The 15,662-nt window shown below is 48.7% G+C and carries 14 protein-coding genes; 5 read left to right on the forward strand and 9 right to left on the reverse strand.

Annotated elements, in window-relative coordinates:
• The 6 genes from ACOJS8_RS11920 to ACOJS8_RS11945 all read right to left on the reverse strand — a co-directional run.
• A partial coding sequence (locus ACOJS8_RS11920; RefSeq protein ID WP_420148768.1) for a MarR family winged helix-turn-helix transcriptional regulator occupies positions 1 to 602 on the reverse strand: 602 nt, incomplete at its 3' end.
• Positions 603 to 866, reverse strand: a complete 264-nt coding sequence (locus tag ACOJS8_RS11925; RefSeq protein ID WP_420148769.1) for a hypothetical protein — start codon at positions 864 to 866, stop codon at positions 603 to 605.
• Positions 863 to 1,099: a hexameric tyrosine-coordinated heme protein gene (locus tag ACOJS8_RS11930; protein ID WP_420148770.1), complete on the reverse strand. Its 237-nt coding sequence runs from the start codon at positions 1,097 to 1,099 to the stop codon at positions 863 to 865. Before ACOJS8_RS11930 ends, ACOJS8_RS11925 begins: the two co-directional genes overlap by 4 nt.
• Positions 1,100 to 1,242: 143 nt before the next feature.
• Complete coding sequence (locus ACOJS8_RS11935) at positions 1,243 to 2,001, reverse strand: hypothetical protein (RefSeq protein ID WP_420148771.1); 759 nt, start codon at positions 1,999 to 2,001, stop codon at positions 1,243 to 1,245.
• Between the two features lie 61 nt (positions 2,002 to 2,062).
• Entirely contained in the window at positions 2,063 to 2,323 is a 261-nt protein-coding gene (locus ACOJS8_RS11940) for a DUF2024 family protein (protein ID WP_420148772.1), read from the reverse strand.
• 144 nt (positions 2,324 to 2,467) lie between these two features.
• Entirely contained in the window at positions 2,468 to 2,605 is a 138-nt protein-coding gene (locus ACOJS8_RS11945) for a hypothetical protein (protein ID WP_420148773.1), read from the reverse strand.
• Between the two features lie 125 nt (positions 2,606 to 2,730).
• On the opposite strand from ACOJS8_RS11945, the gene ACOJS8_RS11950 reads away from it, so the two are divergent.
• The gene (locus ACOJS8_RS11950) at positions 2,731 to 3,087 is read left to right on the forward strand and encodes a PadR family transcriptional regulator (RefSeq protein ID WP_420148774.1); all 357 of its coding nucleotides are present in this window, start codon (positions 2,731 to 2,733) and stop codon (positions 3,085 to 3,087) included.
• Positions 3,088 to 3,182: 95 nt separating this feature from the next.
• Complete coding sequence (locus ACOJS8_RS11955; protein WP_420148775.1) at positions 3,183 to 3,791, forward strand: hypothetical protein; 609 nt, start codon at positions 3,183 to 3,185, stop codon at positions 3,789 to 3,791.
• Positions 3,792 to 3,960: 169 nt separating this feature from the next.
• Here ACOJS8_RS11955 and ACOJS8_RS11960 read toward each other — a convergent pair whose 3' ends face one another.
• Entirely contained in the window at positions 3,961 to 5,250 is a 1,290-nt protein-coding gene (locus ACOJS8_RS11960) for a nucleoside hydrolase-like domain-containing protein (protein WP_420148776.1), read from the reverse strand.
• Between the two features lie 251 nt (positions 5,251 to 5,501).
• Between ACOJS8_RS11960 and ACOJS8_RS11965 the strand changes: the two genes are divergently transcribed.
• The 3 genes from ACOJS8_RS11965 (at position 5,502) to ACOJS8_RS11975 (ending at position 11,870) form a co-directional block, all read left to right on the forward strand.
• Entirely contained in the window at positions 5,502 to 6,551 is a 1,050-nt protein-coding gene (locus tag ACOJS8_RS11965) for a FecR family protein (RefSeq protein ID WP_420148777.1), read from the forward strand.
• Positions 6,552 to 6,825: 274 nt separating this feature from the next.
• Positions 6,826 to 10,143, forward strand: a complete 3,318-nt coding sequence (locus ACOJS8_RS11970) for a TonB-dependent receptor (protein ID WP_420148778.1) — start codon at positions 6,826 to 6,828, stop codon at positions 10,141 to 10,143.
• Positions 10,144 to 10,190: 47 nt separating this feature from the next.
• Positions 10,191 to 11,870, forward strand: coding sequence for a RagB/SusD family nutrient uptake outer membrane protein (locus ACOJS8_RS11975; RefSeq protein WP_420148779.1), 1,680 nt, complete (start codon positions 10,191 to 10,193; stop codon positions 11,868 to 11,870).
• Positions 11,871 to 12,135: 265 nt separating this feature from the next.
• On the opposite strand, the gene ACOJS8_RS11980 is transcribed toward ACOJS8_RS11975, so the two are convergent.
• Positions 12,136 to 13,767, reverse strand: a complete 1,632-nt coding sequence (locus ACOJS8_RS11980; RefSeq protein WP_420148794.1) for a sulfatase — start codon at positions 13,765 to 13,767, stop codon at positions 12,136 to 12,138.
• Positions 13,768 to 13,992: 225 nt separating this feature from the next.
• On the reverse strand, positions 13,993 to 15,645 hold the full coding sequence (locus ACOJS8_RS11985; protein WP_420148795.1) for a hypothetical protein: 1,653 nt from the start codon (positions 15,643 to 15,645) through the stop codon (positions 13,993 to 13,995).
• Positions 15,646 to 15,662 lie beyond the last annotated feature (17 nt).

A 15,662-nucleotide genomic window follows, 5' to 3' on the forward strand; every position in this document is an offset into this window, starting at 1 on the left:
CACAAAAGAGTATGCTCTGGACAATCCAGGCGGAGATGGTCGGCTTCCAGTGGAATTTTCAACAGCCCACAATAATGAATCCGCCCATCGTACTGGTAATGCAGACAGGTCTTACACATGCGTTGTACCATGATCAAACCCCGTTGATGGAGCCCATAAATGAGAGCGAACAAACTTTCATAAAGCGCCGTTTTTTGCGCTACCTCTAACTGGCCAACTAACTGGCTCAGCGCATTCGCAAAACCACTTGTCTGATCGACAAGGCCCTGTCCTGCCGGAGTGATCTCTAAACGATGACTACGGCTATCCCTCGAATCACCAATTCGCTTGACTAACTCTTTCTGAACCAACACTTTTACCGCATCACTGATCGTTGGTTTGGTCAGGTTAAATTCAGCTGCCAGATACCCTATTTTACGCTTATCTGGCCCATGAAAGCTCAGAAAAAGAAGCAGTTGAATCTGAATGGGACTTAGACCCGTATCCCGGCTCTGCTGCCAGAGCAAGGTTCGGAATACTTCCCCCAGTCGTTCCAAGCCGGCTACAATCTTGGCATCGACCGAACTATTTTGCTGGTCCAGATTAAAAACAGAGTCATTCATTTACCAATCGCAGGTTTCACAGTAAGGAGCGTAGCCCTCATAGTTAGGCGAAAAATGCCCGTCAGCGCTAACCAGCCGGGTTAAGGGTATTTGCTCCCCGGAGGAAAGACTGACCATCGTATCCTCCGCTTCAACGCTTAGGCTTGCTATGAGCGCATTAAGGGTAATTAGCTCGTGAAGCTCGGTAAAATATTGGACTTTTACGTACCGGCGACTATTCATCAATTCATCCAGATACGTACGATACGCCGTTGTGTTGTTCATCGCCAGTAGTGGTTAGCGGCAGCAATCGTAGCGAACTCCGTGGCAACGGTTTGTCCAATAGCGATCAGCATCATGGCGTCATTGGCGTAGATCTCACGGAGTTGCTGGCGCTTCGACTCGTCGGGCTGGGTAGCTTTGATGATGAGTCGGGCCAGTTTGATGGCTAATTGCCGACCTTCCTCCGGGGTGGCCGTCAGCAGGCTGTTGTTGGGAATCAAATGGATGGTATCCATAAAAGCAGATGGTCAGTTAATCGTTAATTGACTAGTTAAAAAAGGAATGAAACTCGAAAGTTGTCTCTTGAAAGTCAGGCCGCTACCGTACTCCTTGTTGCTTACCAATGCGGCAGCATCACCTGGCACGGTAGCGGTCCGTGCTATTTTTTAACGGTATAGGGCAGTGTCAATTTTCCAGACAGGACAGAATACACCGCATAGACGCCGAGCATCGGTTTGGTTGGCGATGGCTCGTGGTGTGCGTGCGTGCCTCCCATACTCATTTCCAGGTAGCAGCTGACGGCGTCAAAGCTGAAGTCCTTCCGGTTATTTATTCGATAAAGGGGAACCCCCATCCGAATTGTCTGGCCGCTCCTCACCACATTGTAACCCGGCGAATCAAAATACATCGGTATGCCTGGCGCAGTTTTGGGCAATGTAACGGCCTTGTCTTCTTTTTTGAACTCTTTCACACTCAAGCCGCCCGGCACCCGGCTGTCTTTAGCCAACACCACCCAGTGCGGGTGCCAAACGATGCCGTCGTTGTCAAAAACGCCGTCATTGTTCTCGTCCCATAGGGGTGTGTCGTCCATGTCCGGGTGGGAGGTGAGGCCCATCGCCACGATGCCATCAGTGGCTGAAAAACCCACATCCGTTGGTTTGAGCGTCGTTGGAAAAACGTACGCCAGTACAGGGGCCCCGTTCATACGGCCGATGGGGTTGGGAACGGTGCGGCCAGCGGTTCCTTTAACCTGCATCTCAAAGATGAGCATATCCAGTGTGTTGTTATAGGTAATGCTGGCTGATTGAATGGTGAAGTCAGCATTATTGTAAACCGCAGCCGGTGAGTGAATTTGGGCCGTAGCGGCCGAGGTGATTAGCCAAAGCGCCAACAACGTAGTGGTTAATGATTTATGCATGATATGAGGTGATTGATAATCGATGATGGTTTGGTTCAAGAAAAAGCTGATAGCCTGACCTTCAGCAGCCCTGCATTTCGATAATGGAAAAGCCGTTCCGGCGAATGGAAGACGCTACAGCATCGGTTGCCTGCTCGATGTGACAGAAGTGGCATTCTTTGGTAGTTAGCGGCTGGCCACCCTGGCCCTTGGTGGCCAGATAGTCCTGACCGTACTGATGGATCGTGGCTTGATCAGTTAGTGTGGTTGGTACAAGGATATCGAAGTGCATCAGCGCCCCGTCGGTACGAGTAACGTAGGTGTCATAAACAGAAACTTGCATAATTGAAGTAGTTTAAATTCGCTGCAAGTATAGTTAGGATTCCTAACTAAATTATAAACAAGACTATATTTCTTTTCTATAGGGATATTGATAGAATCAATCAATTCATTACCTCTACGCCAATGTTGCTTTTCAAGCGTTGATTCACGGCTCCATTTCTATGTTTGTCAACCGGGCCGTAGCGCTGAGTAATGAGAACGAAGATCGATTTGTGTCCCTAATGGTGACACCCCGGATGATCAGGGTGCGCCGGACGTATTTTTGAATTTTTTCTATTTCCATTTATTGGGAAATTATCTGTTCCGGTCCGATCTCATCTAGCCAGTCAAGAATTGAGCAGTTTGTGAAATTTAAAAAAAAACTATACCTAAGAAATAGTAGTATACATAATAGTAGTATATTTAGGTATGCATACTACTTCTCATCAGCTTCTCAAGGGCAGTCTCAGCGCCATCATTCTTAAATTACTAGCCAATACCCAGTGGATGTACGGCTATGAGATCTGTCAGACAGTAAAGCAACTAACTGATGGTCAGCTTAAGGTTACTGAAGGGGCGCTCTATACCGCTTTGTACAAACTCGAAGCGGATGGCATCCTGATTACCAAAACCCAAATCGTGGAGGGGCGTGCCCGCAAATACTATTCCATTGCCCCGGATCAACAAGGCAACGCTGTGAACCGACTAACTCAGATTGAGCAGTTTCTCCAGCAGTTGCAACGCATACTTTCCCCTGATGATCTTATAAAGCTTCCCACTACCTAATCAATTTTAGCGCTATGACACAGGCTCAACATAATCTTATCGTTGGCTTTTTAAACCAAAAATGTGAGTTGGTTGAAACCACTTTTATCCAAGAGATGACTGATCACTTTGTTGTCTCCGTGGAAGCCCGGATGGCCAATTCACTTTCTTTTGAGGATTCACTCCGGCAGACGATTGATGACTTTGGTGGACCCAATAACATCCAGAAAATGGAATGGACCTATCGGAAGGTGTTTTTGAAAAGTCTGTTCCGGGACTGGTGGACACTAGTAAAAAGCCAATTCGCTAGACACAAACGATTTCGAACGCTACTGGTCGTCGGCTTTGTTACGTTTGCAAGCTTGTATTTTGGCTTAATGACCGATTTTATGGGTGTACTTGGCGAGAAGATGCTATGGAACTCAGTACAATGGGTGAGTATTATATGGGTTATCATGCTGAGCTGTTTTTTACTTCAACGTGTGGCTCCGCGGTTTAAGAAAGTGGGGGTAGTACGATTCCCCGCCTTGTTGATCCGGCTGCTTTCGTATTTGTTGTGGGCTGGCGCTGTGTTGCTTTATATAGGCATTAGTAGTTTGGAGATATCTTTGCTGGTAAAAGGCTTAAGTTATACCGCTCTGTGGTCAACGTCGGCTCTATTTTATCTGGGTCTGGTAGATTTATCGATGCAAACAGACCCCAACTCGTGGTACCAAACTAGGTAGGTAACAGATACCCATATTGATCACTGCCTCAATAATCGCCTGTTTTTATACGACACTGTATTTAAGCCAAAAACGTTTTACCAGGTGATAGCCAGTGCAGAGCAATGTAAAATTGTCAATTTTCCGTTTATACAGAGATATCAGTGATTGCATCGCGGACGAGCTTGCGTTAATATAACCAGCTCCACCGCTTGGCCCAATCGAGTAGGGCCGCGTTCCGCCATTTAAATACGGTTTTGGCACCTTGCTGGAAGCCGATAAAAAGCGCTGGATCGGTCTTGTCGGTGTACCAGTTTGGCCCAAGTTTATAATCGTCAGCCTCAAGTTTGCCCGGCCAGATATTGTTCACCACCAGTTTTCCGTCCTGATTCGAAAAGCCGGGGATGGTTGAGGTAAGGGTATAGCTTAACGTTTCGGCTTGTTTCGGAATGTAGAGGATAACGTAGTTACCATCTCCCAGGTAATAGCCTGGCCATTTCTGCTCACCGATTTTGGCTTTAACCGCCATTGTAAAACAGGCCGAGTCCGCCGGGACATCAACTTTCGGGCCTTTCAAATGAATTTCTACAATCGAGTACACCTTCACTGTATCGGTCAACGTAGTGATTCGGTGGTAAATGGTACGAGGGCTATGCGTAAATTTTTCAAAGCTGCCGCCCCAGCTTTCCCGAAACGGATTGTTTGGGTCGCCATCCATGACGTAGAACAGTGAAGGCGTATCGCCCATTTTAACATTTCCCTTGTAGTAGCTCTTAAAATCTTTGCCCAGATGTCCGGCAGCGCGGATATAGCGGTCGTAATAAGTACGGGGATCCAGGCTGTTGGATACTTCATGGTTGGAAAAGAAACCGTTATACGAGCCGTTTGCTTCGATGAACCACAGATTCGGGAAGTTTTTGACAATGTAAGCGTAACTGTTGGCACTCCATTTTTTATTCGGTCCGCCAATCCAGTACACTTTAATCTTGCTTTGAATTTCTGGCGCATCGTGCAGCGCCTGCGCTACGTCTTCCAGCCCACCCCAAACCAGCACCCAAAGTGGCTGATCACTTTTCTTGTTGGCGCACTTGATAATCCAGTCCGACCCTTCCGTCGACGTAGCGTAGCCTTTGAACGGAGCCGCGCCATGACGCCCCTGTTTACAAACCGAACGTAGCGCATCGGGTGTAGGATAATCCTTTACGTGCTGACTGAGTTTAGGTAAGTCTTTCTCATACAAATCGATCATCCGCAGGATCTCCTGTTTTGTGCCATCGCCATACGAAGGCGACGAAACAAGCCCCTCCGTATTGAATAGATTACTGTACATCAGAAAATGCGTCATCGACTGGTTATCGTCGGGGTCGGTGCCGCCGATGTCGGTACTAATCAGGATGCGCGGCTTGATGGGAACGGGTTTCTGCGCAAGGGCTAACAACGGGGCAACAATCAAGGCGTATAGGAACAGTACGTGTTTCATAATTAGTTTAATTGACTTCACTATATAGGACAATCAACGTAGCATTTACCGTAACTCAACCACAAAAAAATAATATCGTATCGCCTGTTTTTTTCCTGATCTGTACTCAGTTAATGGGGATAATCTTGTATTATATAGAGAAATTTTTTCTAAAAGCCAGTTTAGGATATAAATATTTAAGTATTTAATAAAATCATTTGCGGTCGCTAGGTTGGAAATATGTCGTGTATGTAACGATTAACACCATTCTTATGAGCCGCAAGGAATTCGGGTTTCTTCTGAAACAGTATCTGGACGGGAAATGCACCGATGAGGAAAAAGCCTTTGTTGAACATTGGTATGGAACGCTGCAACAGGACGAGAAAAGTCACGTGTCTGAAACGGATTTCCAGGCGCTGGAACCTGTGCTCTGGCAGCAGATTCAGAGCCGGACGCAGGTGCCAAAGGTAATTCCGATGCCCGTTGTGGAACCACGTCGTTCGTTCGGATATGTCTGGATGGCGGCTGCAGCATCGGTGGTGCTGATGCTTACGTTTGGCTGGTGGTTTTATCAACAGCAACAACCCAAAGCTTTCAGCGGAATTCCGCAGGAGATGCGTCGGGACGGCTGGCTGCAACATACCAATACATCCACTACGTCCGAAGCGGTTCGGCTAGCCGATGGTAGTGAGGTTCGGCTGGCGCCCCAAAGTTCCATTCAGTATCCGGCACAATTTGCCGCCGATAAACGGGAAGTGTTGCTGGAAGGAGAGGGTTTTTTCACCGTGGAGAAAATGCCGACACGTCCGTTTTATGTATACACCGGCAACGTAGTGACCAAAGTATTAGGAACCAGTTTTCTGGTGAAAACGCAGGACGTTACCAAGCAGGTTGTTGTTGAGGTGGCAACGGGCCGCGTAGCGGTTTATAAACGCCCCAAAGCTTCTGAAACGGACAAGGCAACCAGCGAAATTGTGCTGACTCCGAATCAAAAAGCTACGTATTCGTCCGAAAAGCAACAGTTTGTAACAGGATTGGTCGAGCGTCCAAGAGTAATTTCAGACGTTAAATCGGAGGTGAAAACCCGTTCGTTTGCCTTCGATGACGCGCCACTACGTAGGGTAATTGACCAGTTGGAAGAAGCTTATGGGATAACGATCCAGCTCGAAAACGAAAATCAGAACGATTGCCCACTGACCGCCGACCTGTCTAACCTCTCGTTATATGCCCAACTCGATATGATTTGTGCGGCTACCAAATCCAGTTATACGGTGCAGGGTACCTCCATCGTGATTAGCGGAAAAGGTTGCGCTAATCTGTAAATCAATGAATAATGTAGAACGAATAATGAAGACAGCTAAAGGTTTTTAATCAGTTCATGAATGACGAGTAGTCTACATTACGCATTACTTCCTAAACCCAACGCCTATGTAAATCCGCTACGTTCCCCGCCAAAAAGAAAGCTGGTCATGTTTGCACCATAACCAGCTTCAGAAGTCTCCCTCATAGCCTGCCAGCTACTCGTCTATGGCATTGCACTGCCCATCGACCGAGGGATTATTTGTCAAATCGTCCATTTAACAAACCCTTAAAGGTATGAAAAAATTTGATGCAGCTCTACCGGGCTGGTCATGCAGCCGACGTATACCGTTTTTTCTGCTGCTTATGAAACTGTCTTTTATTCAACTCTTTTTGCTGATTACGTTCGTGGGGCTCTCGTATGGTTTCGATGGGCAGGCCCAGGAACTCCTCAATAAGTCTGTATCGCTGCATACCGAGGGGCAGCGACTGCGTACGGTGCTGCTTCAGATTGAGAAGCAGACTACAACGAAATTTGTGTACAGCTCCCGCAACATCGGCGCCGACCGACCCGTTACGATTCGCCTGACCAATGTCCGGCTGGAAGATGCGCTTGAGCAATTGCTGAAACCGCTCAACCTGACGTATCGGATCATAAACGGGCAGATTGTGCTGGACAGCATCGTGCAGGACGCCGAAGCCAAAGCCGACGCTACGTTGACCGAACCGGAACTGCTGGAACGGGCAGTTTCGGGGACGGTGATCGATGAAAAAGGCGAGAAACTGCCGGGCGTGAGTGTTGTGATCAAAGGCACCACACGCGGAACCACCAGCGACGCCAAAGGACAATTCAGGCTAAACATACCCGATGCGGGTGCTACGTTGACGCTCTCATTTGTAGGTTATAAAAGCCAGGACGTAGTGGTTGGCAATCAGTCGACGCTGACGCTGACTATGCAGCCCGATCAGAATTCGCTGGAAGAAGTGGTCGTGGTGGGGTATGGTCAGGTTCAGAAACGCGATTTGACGGGCTCGGTTGTGTCGATTAAAGAACAGCAGATTACCTCGACACCGGTGGTGAACGCACTCGAAACCTTGCAGGGAAAAGTAGCCGGTATGGACCTGACACGTAGCAGTGGTGAAACAGGCGCTCCGCTCAATTTTACTATCCGTGGCAACCGTTCGCTGAACGCATCCAACCAGCCGCTGATTCTGGTCGACGGGATTCAGTACGGCTCCTACATCGATGTCAACCCGAACGATATTGCCTCAATGGAAGTGCTGAAAGATGCGTCGTCTACGGCCATTTACGGATCGCGCGGTGCGAACGGCGTTATCCTGATTACGACCAAAAGCGGGAAAGCCGGTAAAACCAAAGTAGAGTTCAACAACTACTACGGTGTCAACGATCCGGTTGCGTATCAGCACGTTACCAATACAGAGCAATACGTTGCCATGACGCGCGAAGCCTATCGGGCCGCTGGTCAGTGGAGCAGCCTCGCCGACGATGAGAAGATTTTCAACGTGCAGATGGACAACATTCGCAAAGGCATCGATACCGACTGGGTGAGCCTGATGATTCACCGCGGCAGCGTTCAGAGTAACCACGTAGCAATATCGGGAGGGAACGAAAAAACGAAGTTTCGCCTGTCGTCAGAGTATTTCAATGAAAAAGGTTTGCTGAAATACGATCAGCTACGTCGGTTTGTGCAGCACCTCAACCTCGATCACCAGGTTTTGAATAACCTCAAGGTCGGGATGGTGCTGAATTTCAACTCATCGACCCAGCAACGACGGAACACCAGTTTCTGGAATCTTCAGAAAAACCTGTCGCTGGGTGTTCCGTATAACGAAGATGGCTCTATCAAAACCTATCCGTTTCCTGGTACGCTGGTCTACAATCCGTTGCTCGACGAAAGCCCCGACAATTACTCCAACCAGACCACCAGCAGCCGCGTGTTTATGCTTGGTTTTGGCGAGTGGTCAATCCTGAACAATCTGTCGCTACGTTCCAGCTTCGGCATCGACATCGCCAATAGCCAGCAGGGCATTTTTGAAGGAAAAAACACGACGCTGGCGGGCGTAAACAGTGGCTATTCGCGATCGGCGTTAATTGATGCTAAAAACCGGAACTGGACCTGGGAGAACGTACTGAACTACACCAAAACGATTAATAGTCACTCGTTTAATGGAATGGTTGGAACGAGTATGATCAGCTATAAGACGGTGAATTTTTCGGGAGAGGGGAAAGATCAGCCCTTTTCGTCGTCGCTGTTTTACAACCTGAACACCAACACCAAAGACATCATCACCAACAGCAGTATGGTCGAAAGTTCGCTGGCCTCGGTATTCGGTCGGTTGAATTATAAGTTCAAGGACAAATACTTGCTGACAGCTTCGCTACGTGCCGATGGTGCGTCGGTACTGGCCGAGGGGCACAAGTGGGCCTATTTCCCATCGGTAGCGCTGGCGTGGCGTGCACTTGATGAGTCGTTTATGAGTGGTGTGGGGAATCTGTTCTCTGAAATGAAGTTCAGAGCCAGCTACGGTATTTCGGGAAACAGCGCCATTGCCGCTTATCAGACGCAGGGCGGATTGAGCCGGATTGCCTACTCGTTTGATGAAACCCCCGCTTTTGGTTACTGGCCTAAGTTACTTGCCAACAAGGATTTAGGCTGGGAAAAAACGGCGACGGTGAACGTAGGACTTGATTTCGGATTTTTCAAAGGACGCGTAACGGGTTCTGTTGACGTGTACAATACCAACACCAGCGATCTGCTGATGGACCGGATTCTGCCCTCGCTGACGGGCTATAGCACGACCGTAGCGAACGTCGGAAAAACCAAAACCAAAGGGGTCGATCTGCTGATTTCAACCCGTAACGTTACGTCCCCTAAATTCTCGTGGTCGACGGATCTGAATCTGGCTACGTTCAAGGAAGAGATTGTGGCTCTGAGTGTTGGCGGTAACGACGTATCAAAAGCCTGGTTTATTGGTCAGCCACTACGTGTGTTCTATGATTATGAGAAAGTCGGCATCTGGCAAACCAGCGAGAAAGACGTAGCAACTACCTACAACAAGGTGCCCGGCGAAATTAGAGTGCGTGATCAGAACAATGACGGTAAAATTACGGCCAGTGACGACCGGGTTGTGCTGGGACAGGCATCACCGAAATGGTCGGGCGGGATTACAAATAACTTCACCTACGGCAATTTTAACCTGTCGGTGCTGGTGTACGCCCGTGTCGGACAGATGATCAACAGTCAGTATCTGGGTTATTTTTACCCCGGTGGAACGGCGGCTGTGGTTGACTACTGGACGCCCGAAAATCCCACCAACGCCTATCCACGCCCGTGGCTGAGCCGAACCGATCAGTATATCTCGACACTCGGCTACATCGATGGGTCGTTCTGGAAAATTAAAGACATCCGGTTGAGTTACAATCTGTCGCGTAATCTGTTGAAAAAGACGCCCCTGGCCAACGTAACGATCTATTCGACGGCGAAAAACTTTTTCACCTTCAGCAAGCTAAAGGATTACGATCCTGAACGGGGCGGCTCGGTCGATTTTCCGCTCACCAAACAACTCATCGTTGGACTGAACATCGGTTTCTAACCATTTACCTGAACCTGGCTGAGACGTAATCATTACGAACTTTACTCATGAAAAAAATCCTGAACTATATATTCCTTTCGGTGCTTGGCACCGGACTTTTAGGGCTGTATTCCTGCTCCGATTTTCTGGAAGAAACCAATAAAAATACCGTCACGGCCGAAGGTTTCTACAAGACTGCCGAAGGCATTGAGAGTCTGGTTAATGCCTGCTACGCACCCACGCGTATCTGGTACGGCAAAACGGTAGGCTATCTGTTGACCGAAGCCGGTACCGATGAATTGCTTTTTGGGAATACGGCCAATGGTGCCTATCCGTATTACGATTACAATTCGAACCTTCAGGCAACCGAAGGCGGACTGATTTTCGTCTGGAAAAGCTTTTATCGGGGTATCAACGCCTGCAATACGGCCATCGCCCGGATCAAAGAATCTCCACTGTCTGACAATCTGAAGGCGGCTCGCGAGGGAGAAGTAAGGTTTCTACGTGCTTTTTATTATTACCATCTGGTCGAAACGTTCGGCAACATTCCGCTACGTACGCAGGAAACGGTAGCGCCTGAAATAACGGCCTTACGCGCTCCTGTCGATGAGGTTTATAAACTCATTTTCAGCGATCTGGAAACGGCGCTGACTAATCTGAAAGGGGTTGTGGCACCACAGGGCGGACGGGTTACGGAACCGGCTGTGGCCGCTTTCCTGGCTCGTGTGTACCTGACCCGTGAGAAAAATGCCGAGGCCCTGGCGATGGCCGAGCGCGTCATTAAAAATTACGATTTCAAACTGACAGACGATTACAAAGCGCTCTGGAACATTGCCAACAGCAGCGGCAGTACCAGCAAGGAAGTGATTTGGTTTGTCAATTACGCGGAGAATAATACCCTCAATGACTACGGTCGGTACGATGATCTGGGGTATTACTGGCTGTGGGAAGGGGGGCATCACGGGCACCTGATGTTTATCCCGTATTTCAATGGGCTAAAAGGCTGGCAATACGATCTGGAAACGGGTCGGTCTTTGATGCAATATATGCCTTCCAAATATCTGCTCGATCTCTACGACGAAACCAAAGATGCCCGCTGGAATGGCTCGTTCCGGACGGTGTGGTTTGCCAATGATGCCAATACGTTACAACCGGGCATGAAGCTGGGCGATACCATTGCGGTGGTTTCGAAGCGGGCAGTGACAGATACGTATCGTAAGTCGAAGCCGTATACGATTTATGATGTCAACGATGTGTATCAGGCAAATGGAGTGCCCGTCATTCCGCGCTGGCGTTATGCAGGTCTCTGGAAATTTGCCGATCCCAGCCGTTCGGCGAAGGACGTAGTAAACAGCAAGCGCGATGCGTTTGTACTACGTTTGTCCGAGATGTATCTGATTGCCGCAGAGGCCAGTATGAAATCGGGCAATACAGCAAAAGCGGCCGAGTATGTCAACGTAGTGAGAAAACGGGCGGCTTTGCCCGGCAAAAGCGAGCAGATGACCGTAACAGCCGCCGACGTAACGCTCGATTTTCTGCTGGACGAACGCGCCCGCGAATTTGTGGGCGAACAATTGCGCTGGTTCGATCTGAAACGTACCGGAAAGCTCATCGAGCGACTGACGAAGTATAATCCAGATGCTGCGGCCAATGTAAAACCGTTCCACTTGATCCGTCCAATTCCCCGCGTTGAAATTGACGTATTGCAAAACAAAACGGAATTCACACAGAATCCGGGCTATAATTAAATGATTACGAGTGTATCAAAAAAACCAGCGTGCTAACAAGAAGTAATCATTGCAGTAGAAGACAAAAAGCTCTCGCGGAATCTCGGAGAGCTTTTTGTCTTTCAGTGTTCTTTAGCGCCTGGAAATACTGACTTTCCCCCAATTTATAACCTGAGTCAGATACGTTCTAAAGTAAACATGAATAGCAACGTAACAGCTTTTTATGATCCCTGTCTGAAGTGTCAATGCTTCACAATCCTATCTAGTGGACGTATCAGGTAGACGGCTAGCGAGGAGAAGCATCCATTAATTTCAGTGCTTCGTCATCTTTATATTTTACGATTTCAGCTCTTAGTTCTTTTTTCAGGTTAGCTGTAAGGGTTTCGTATCCTTTCTGTCCATACAGATTATGCATATTTTGAGGGTCTTTCTGAATATCGTACAGTTCCCAGAAATCCTCCGGTCCATAAAATCGGGCGATCGTATATTGTTTTGTACGCAAACCAAAATGGGGCGATACGTGATGGGTCTGGGTGTACTCATAATAGTGGTAATAGGCCTGATCTCGCCAGGGACGGGCCGGCGCTCCGGTCTTTTCGCCTTTTAAGACGGGCAGGAACGATTCGCCCTGAATATAGCCCGGAATACGGGTACCCGTCAGGCTGAGCAGCGTTGGTGCCCAGTCTACATTGGATACTATCTGCTTCACCTGACTACCCGGTTTGATAACGCCCGGATACCGGATGACAAACGGCGTTTTGAGTGACTCTTCGTAAATCCATCGTTTGTCGAACCAGCCGTGCTCGCCCAGGTAAAAGCCCTGATCTGACGTGTAAATGACCACGGTATTTTTAGAAAGGCCTTTTTTGTCGAGATAATCGAGCAGTTTGCCAATGTTGCGATCCAGAGAGTTGGCTGTGGATAGATAATCTTTTAGATACCGCTGATACTTCCATTCCGTTAAGGCCTTGCCTGTTAATTTCTTCTCATCAAACTCCTTCGAGATTTTTGCATAGTAGTCCGAAAATACTTTTTTCTGCTCAGGCGTAAGCCGCTTATAGGAGCCTTCCCGAACGTAGGTGTCCAGCTGGCTCTCCTGGGCGGGGGTAGTCTCTGCATCTCCATACAGCATCTTTCTCAACCGTGCTTTCTCCTCCGGCACCTTGGTTTCATCCACCTCATACTCACCGTGCACTTTCAGATCGGTTTTTAGGATCATCGTTTTTTCTATGGTCATATCCTGCTTTTGAGCTGCTAAGCGTCCCTTATAGGTGTCATAGAACGTAGCGGGTATAGGAAACGTGACGTTATCGTAAGCGCCCAGGTCTTCGAGCGCTGGCATCCACTCCCGGTGCGTTGCTTTATGACCAACTACTAGAAAAAAGGGCTTTGAGGTATCCCGGCGATCCAGCCAATCAGTCGACAGACTCGTCACTACGTCGGTAACGTAGCCAGGATGACGTGTCGTTTTATTATTTGAATCGACAAAATCAGAATTGTAATAGCTGCCATGCCCCGGCAGTATATTCAAATAATCGAAACCGTGCGGCAGGCTACCCAGGTGCATTTTGCCAATCCAGGCCGTTTGATAACCGTTCTTCTGCAATTCTTCCGGGAATACCGGCTGGCTGATGTCGAAGACTTTCTCATTGAATTTGTAGCCGTTCCGGTGCGAAAACTGGCCAGTCAGTAACGTAGCGCGGCTAGGGCCGCATATGGAGTTGGCCACTACGTTGTTGTAGAGAATAGCGCCTTCTCTGGCAATGCGATCGATGTTAGGCGTTCTGGCCAGCTTGCTTCCATACGCACTGATGGCCTGGGAGGTGTGGTCGTCCGAAATAACGAAGATAACATTTGGGCGCTGGACGGGGGGCTCTGATTTAGCGTCATCAAGATGGATTGGTGCATAGCCAGGCATCGCCACCAGTATGGCAATGGCAACTGCTGCCAATAGTGAGCTAAAAAGAAACGGTTTGTGCATCTTGTTTATGTGGTTAGATTAAGGGGCGCCCGTTAAAACAGGTCAAATGAGAATCATTGCTTAGCAAGAAGCCATTTTCGCGAGCAAACGCTGATACCCTTCGACGATTGTCTGTAACAAACAAGTTGACTCGTTGAGTATGGCCATGACGTAGTGCCGGTTTTACGGTTCTTTGATAACCTTTACATTACGGAACATGAACGGATTGTCGCTGAGTCGCAGCGCTTTTCCGCTGCTGGTCGTTACGTTTCGGAGAATAACCTCTTTAGTGATGACATAGGGGAATTTCTCGCGGTAGGAACTATCTGTCAGTTGCGGATTAAAATTGGCGAACAGGGCAGGGCCCTGGTAATTTCCCCCGTGCCCGGCGTCGTCGATGCGTAGATTCTCAATGGTGATTCGTTCCGGCATATAGCAGGTGTAGCCAAAATCATGCTGACCCGAATAGGAACCGCTTATCAGGTCGGCATGGGTGAATTTACCGCCTGCCGGCACGAATACACAGTTGCGGATTACGAGCTCTCCCTGCCAGCTACTACCATAGTCGGGGCGCAGGTTGACCAGACTTCTGCCGCGAATAGTTGAATTTTCCACCAGTAAGAGTCCACTGCCAATGGCGTTGATCCCCATATGACCCAGGGTGGAGTTGCGGATAGTGGCATTGGCCACCCCTTGATGGGCATCGAACCGCGAGAGAATACACCGATTATAAACAAGATTTTTACAGAAGTTAGAACCCAGAATGCCCCAGTACGTATTATCGTTGATGTCGTTGGTTTGGCTGCAGTTCACAAAGGATATGTTCAGTGCGCGGTTGGCTAAAAGATCGTAGGTGCCCATAGAGACCGGCTTACCGGCCGCACCAATGGTGCTATAGGTTTTGTGTCCGGTCAGGATGGCGTTTTTTATTGTAACATAAGCGCAGTCGCCAATGTTGATGAAACCTCCGTATGGCGCACCCTGGTCTTGTTCGCCTGTGATACGATGCTCAAGCCCCTCAACCAGCACATTAGATCGTCTGATGGCGATGTTTCGGTTATAATAGGTGTATTTCGATTCGGCTTTGTTGGCAATTGTTGTGAAATGTCCCCCCTTGACCGTTAGCGGTTTCTCGTCGATGGGCAGTGCGGAGATGTCGGTAATCTGGTCGAAATCCCAGAGGATGGGGGCGTTCATATCAACCTTGCCTGTTTTGTCGACGACAAAAATATCGGTCTGCGACGATCCATTGTTTTGGTTGAGCCCAAACCGGATGTATTGCTTTACGTTCGCATTGGTAACGGTGATCAGACAGGGGCCCGGCAAAGACGCGTCAATTTTAGGCTGGTTTCGTTTTAGGGTTATTATGTTTTCGAGCTTAAAGGGCTGGCGCTCTGAACTGACTGTGAATACCGACGCATTACGATTTTGTACCTGGGTATCGTCAATCAGAAAGGATGCCGTATTGAAATCCGTGTCGGTGCGGATGAGCGCGGTACGTTCTCTGCCGCCAATGTAGTAAGTGGCGCCCGGATCGGCTTTAACCAACAGACCGTGCTGGTTGGCAAAGGCATGGGTCGCAGCGATGGCGTCTATATCATCGGTTTTTCCATCACCTTTAGCGCCGAAGTCGCTATAACGAACCAATCCGGCGGCTTTATACTTACGGACATACTTTGGCGATACGTTTAGCTGCAGGTTCCCATTGGCCTGATTGGATAGCTGGGTTTTCCCTTTTCTGGAGGTAATTACGACCTGGTCAGCCAAGTCATTCGGCTGCCCCTGTGTCACCAGGGTACCCAGTACAAAAAGAAACGTCATCAGGCTGTACTTCATCATAACTAGTAGCGTAG

The organism is Spirosoma sp. (genome assembly GCF_048594605.1).
Lineage (GTDB): Bacteria > Bacteroidota > Bacteroidia > Cytophagales > Spirosomataceae > Spirosoma.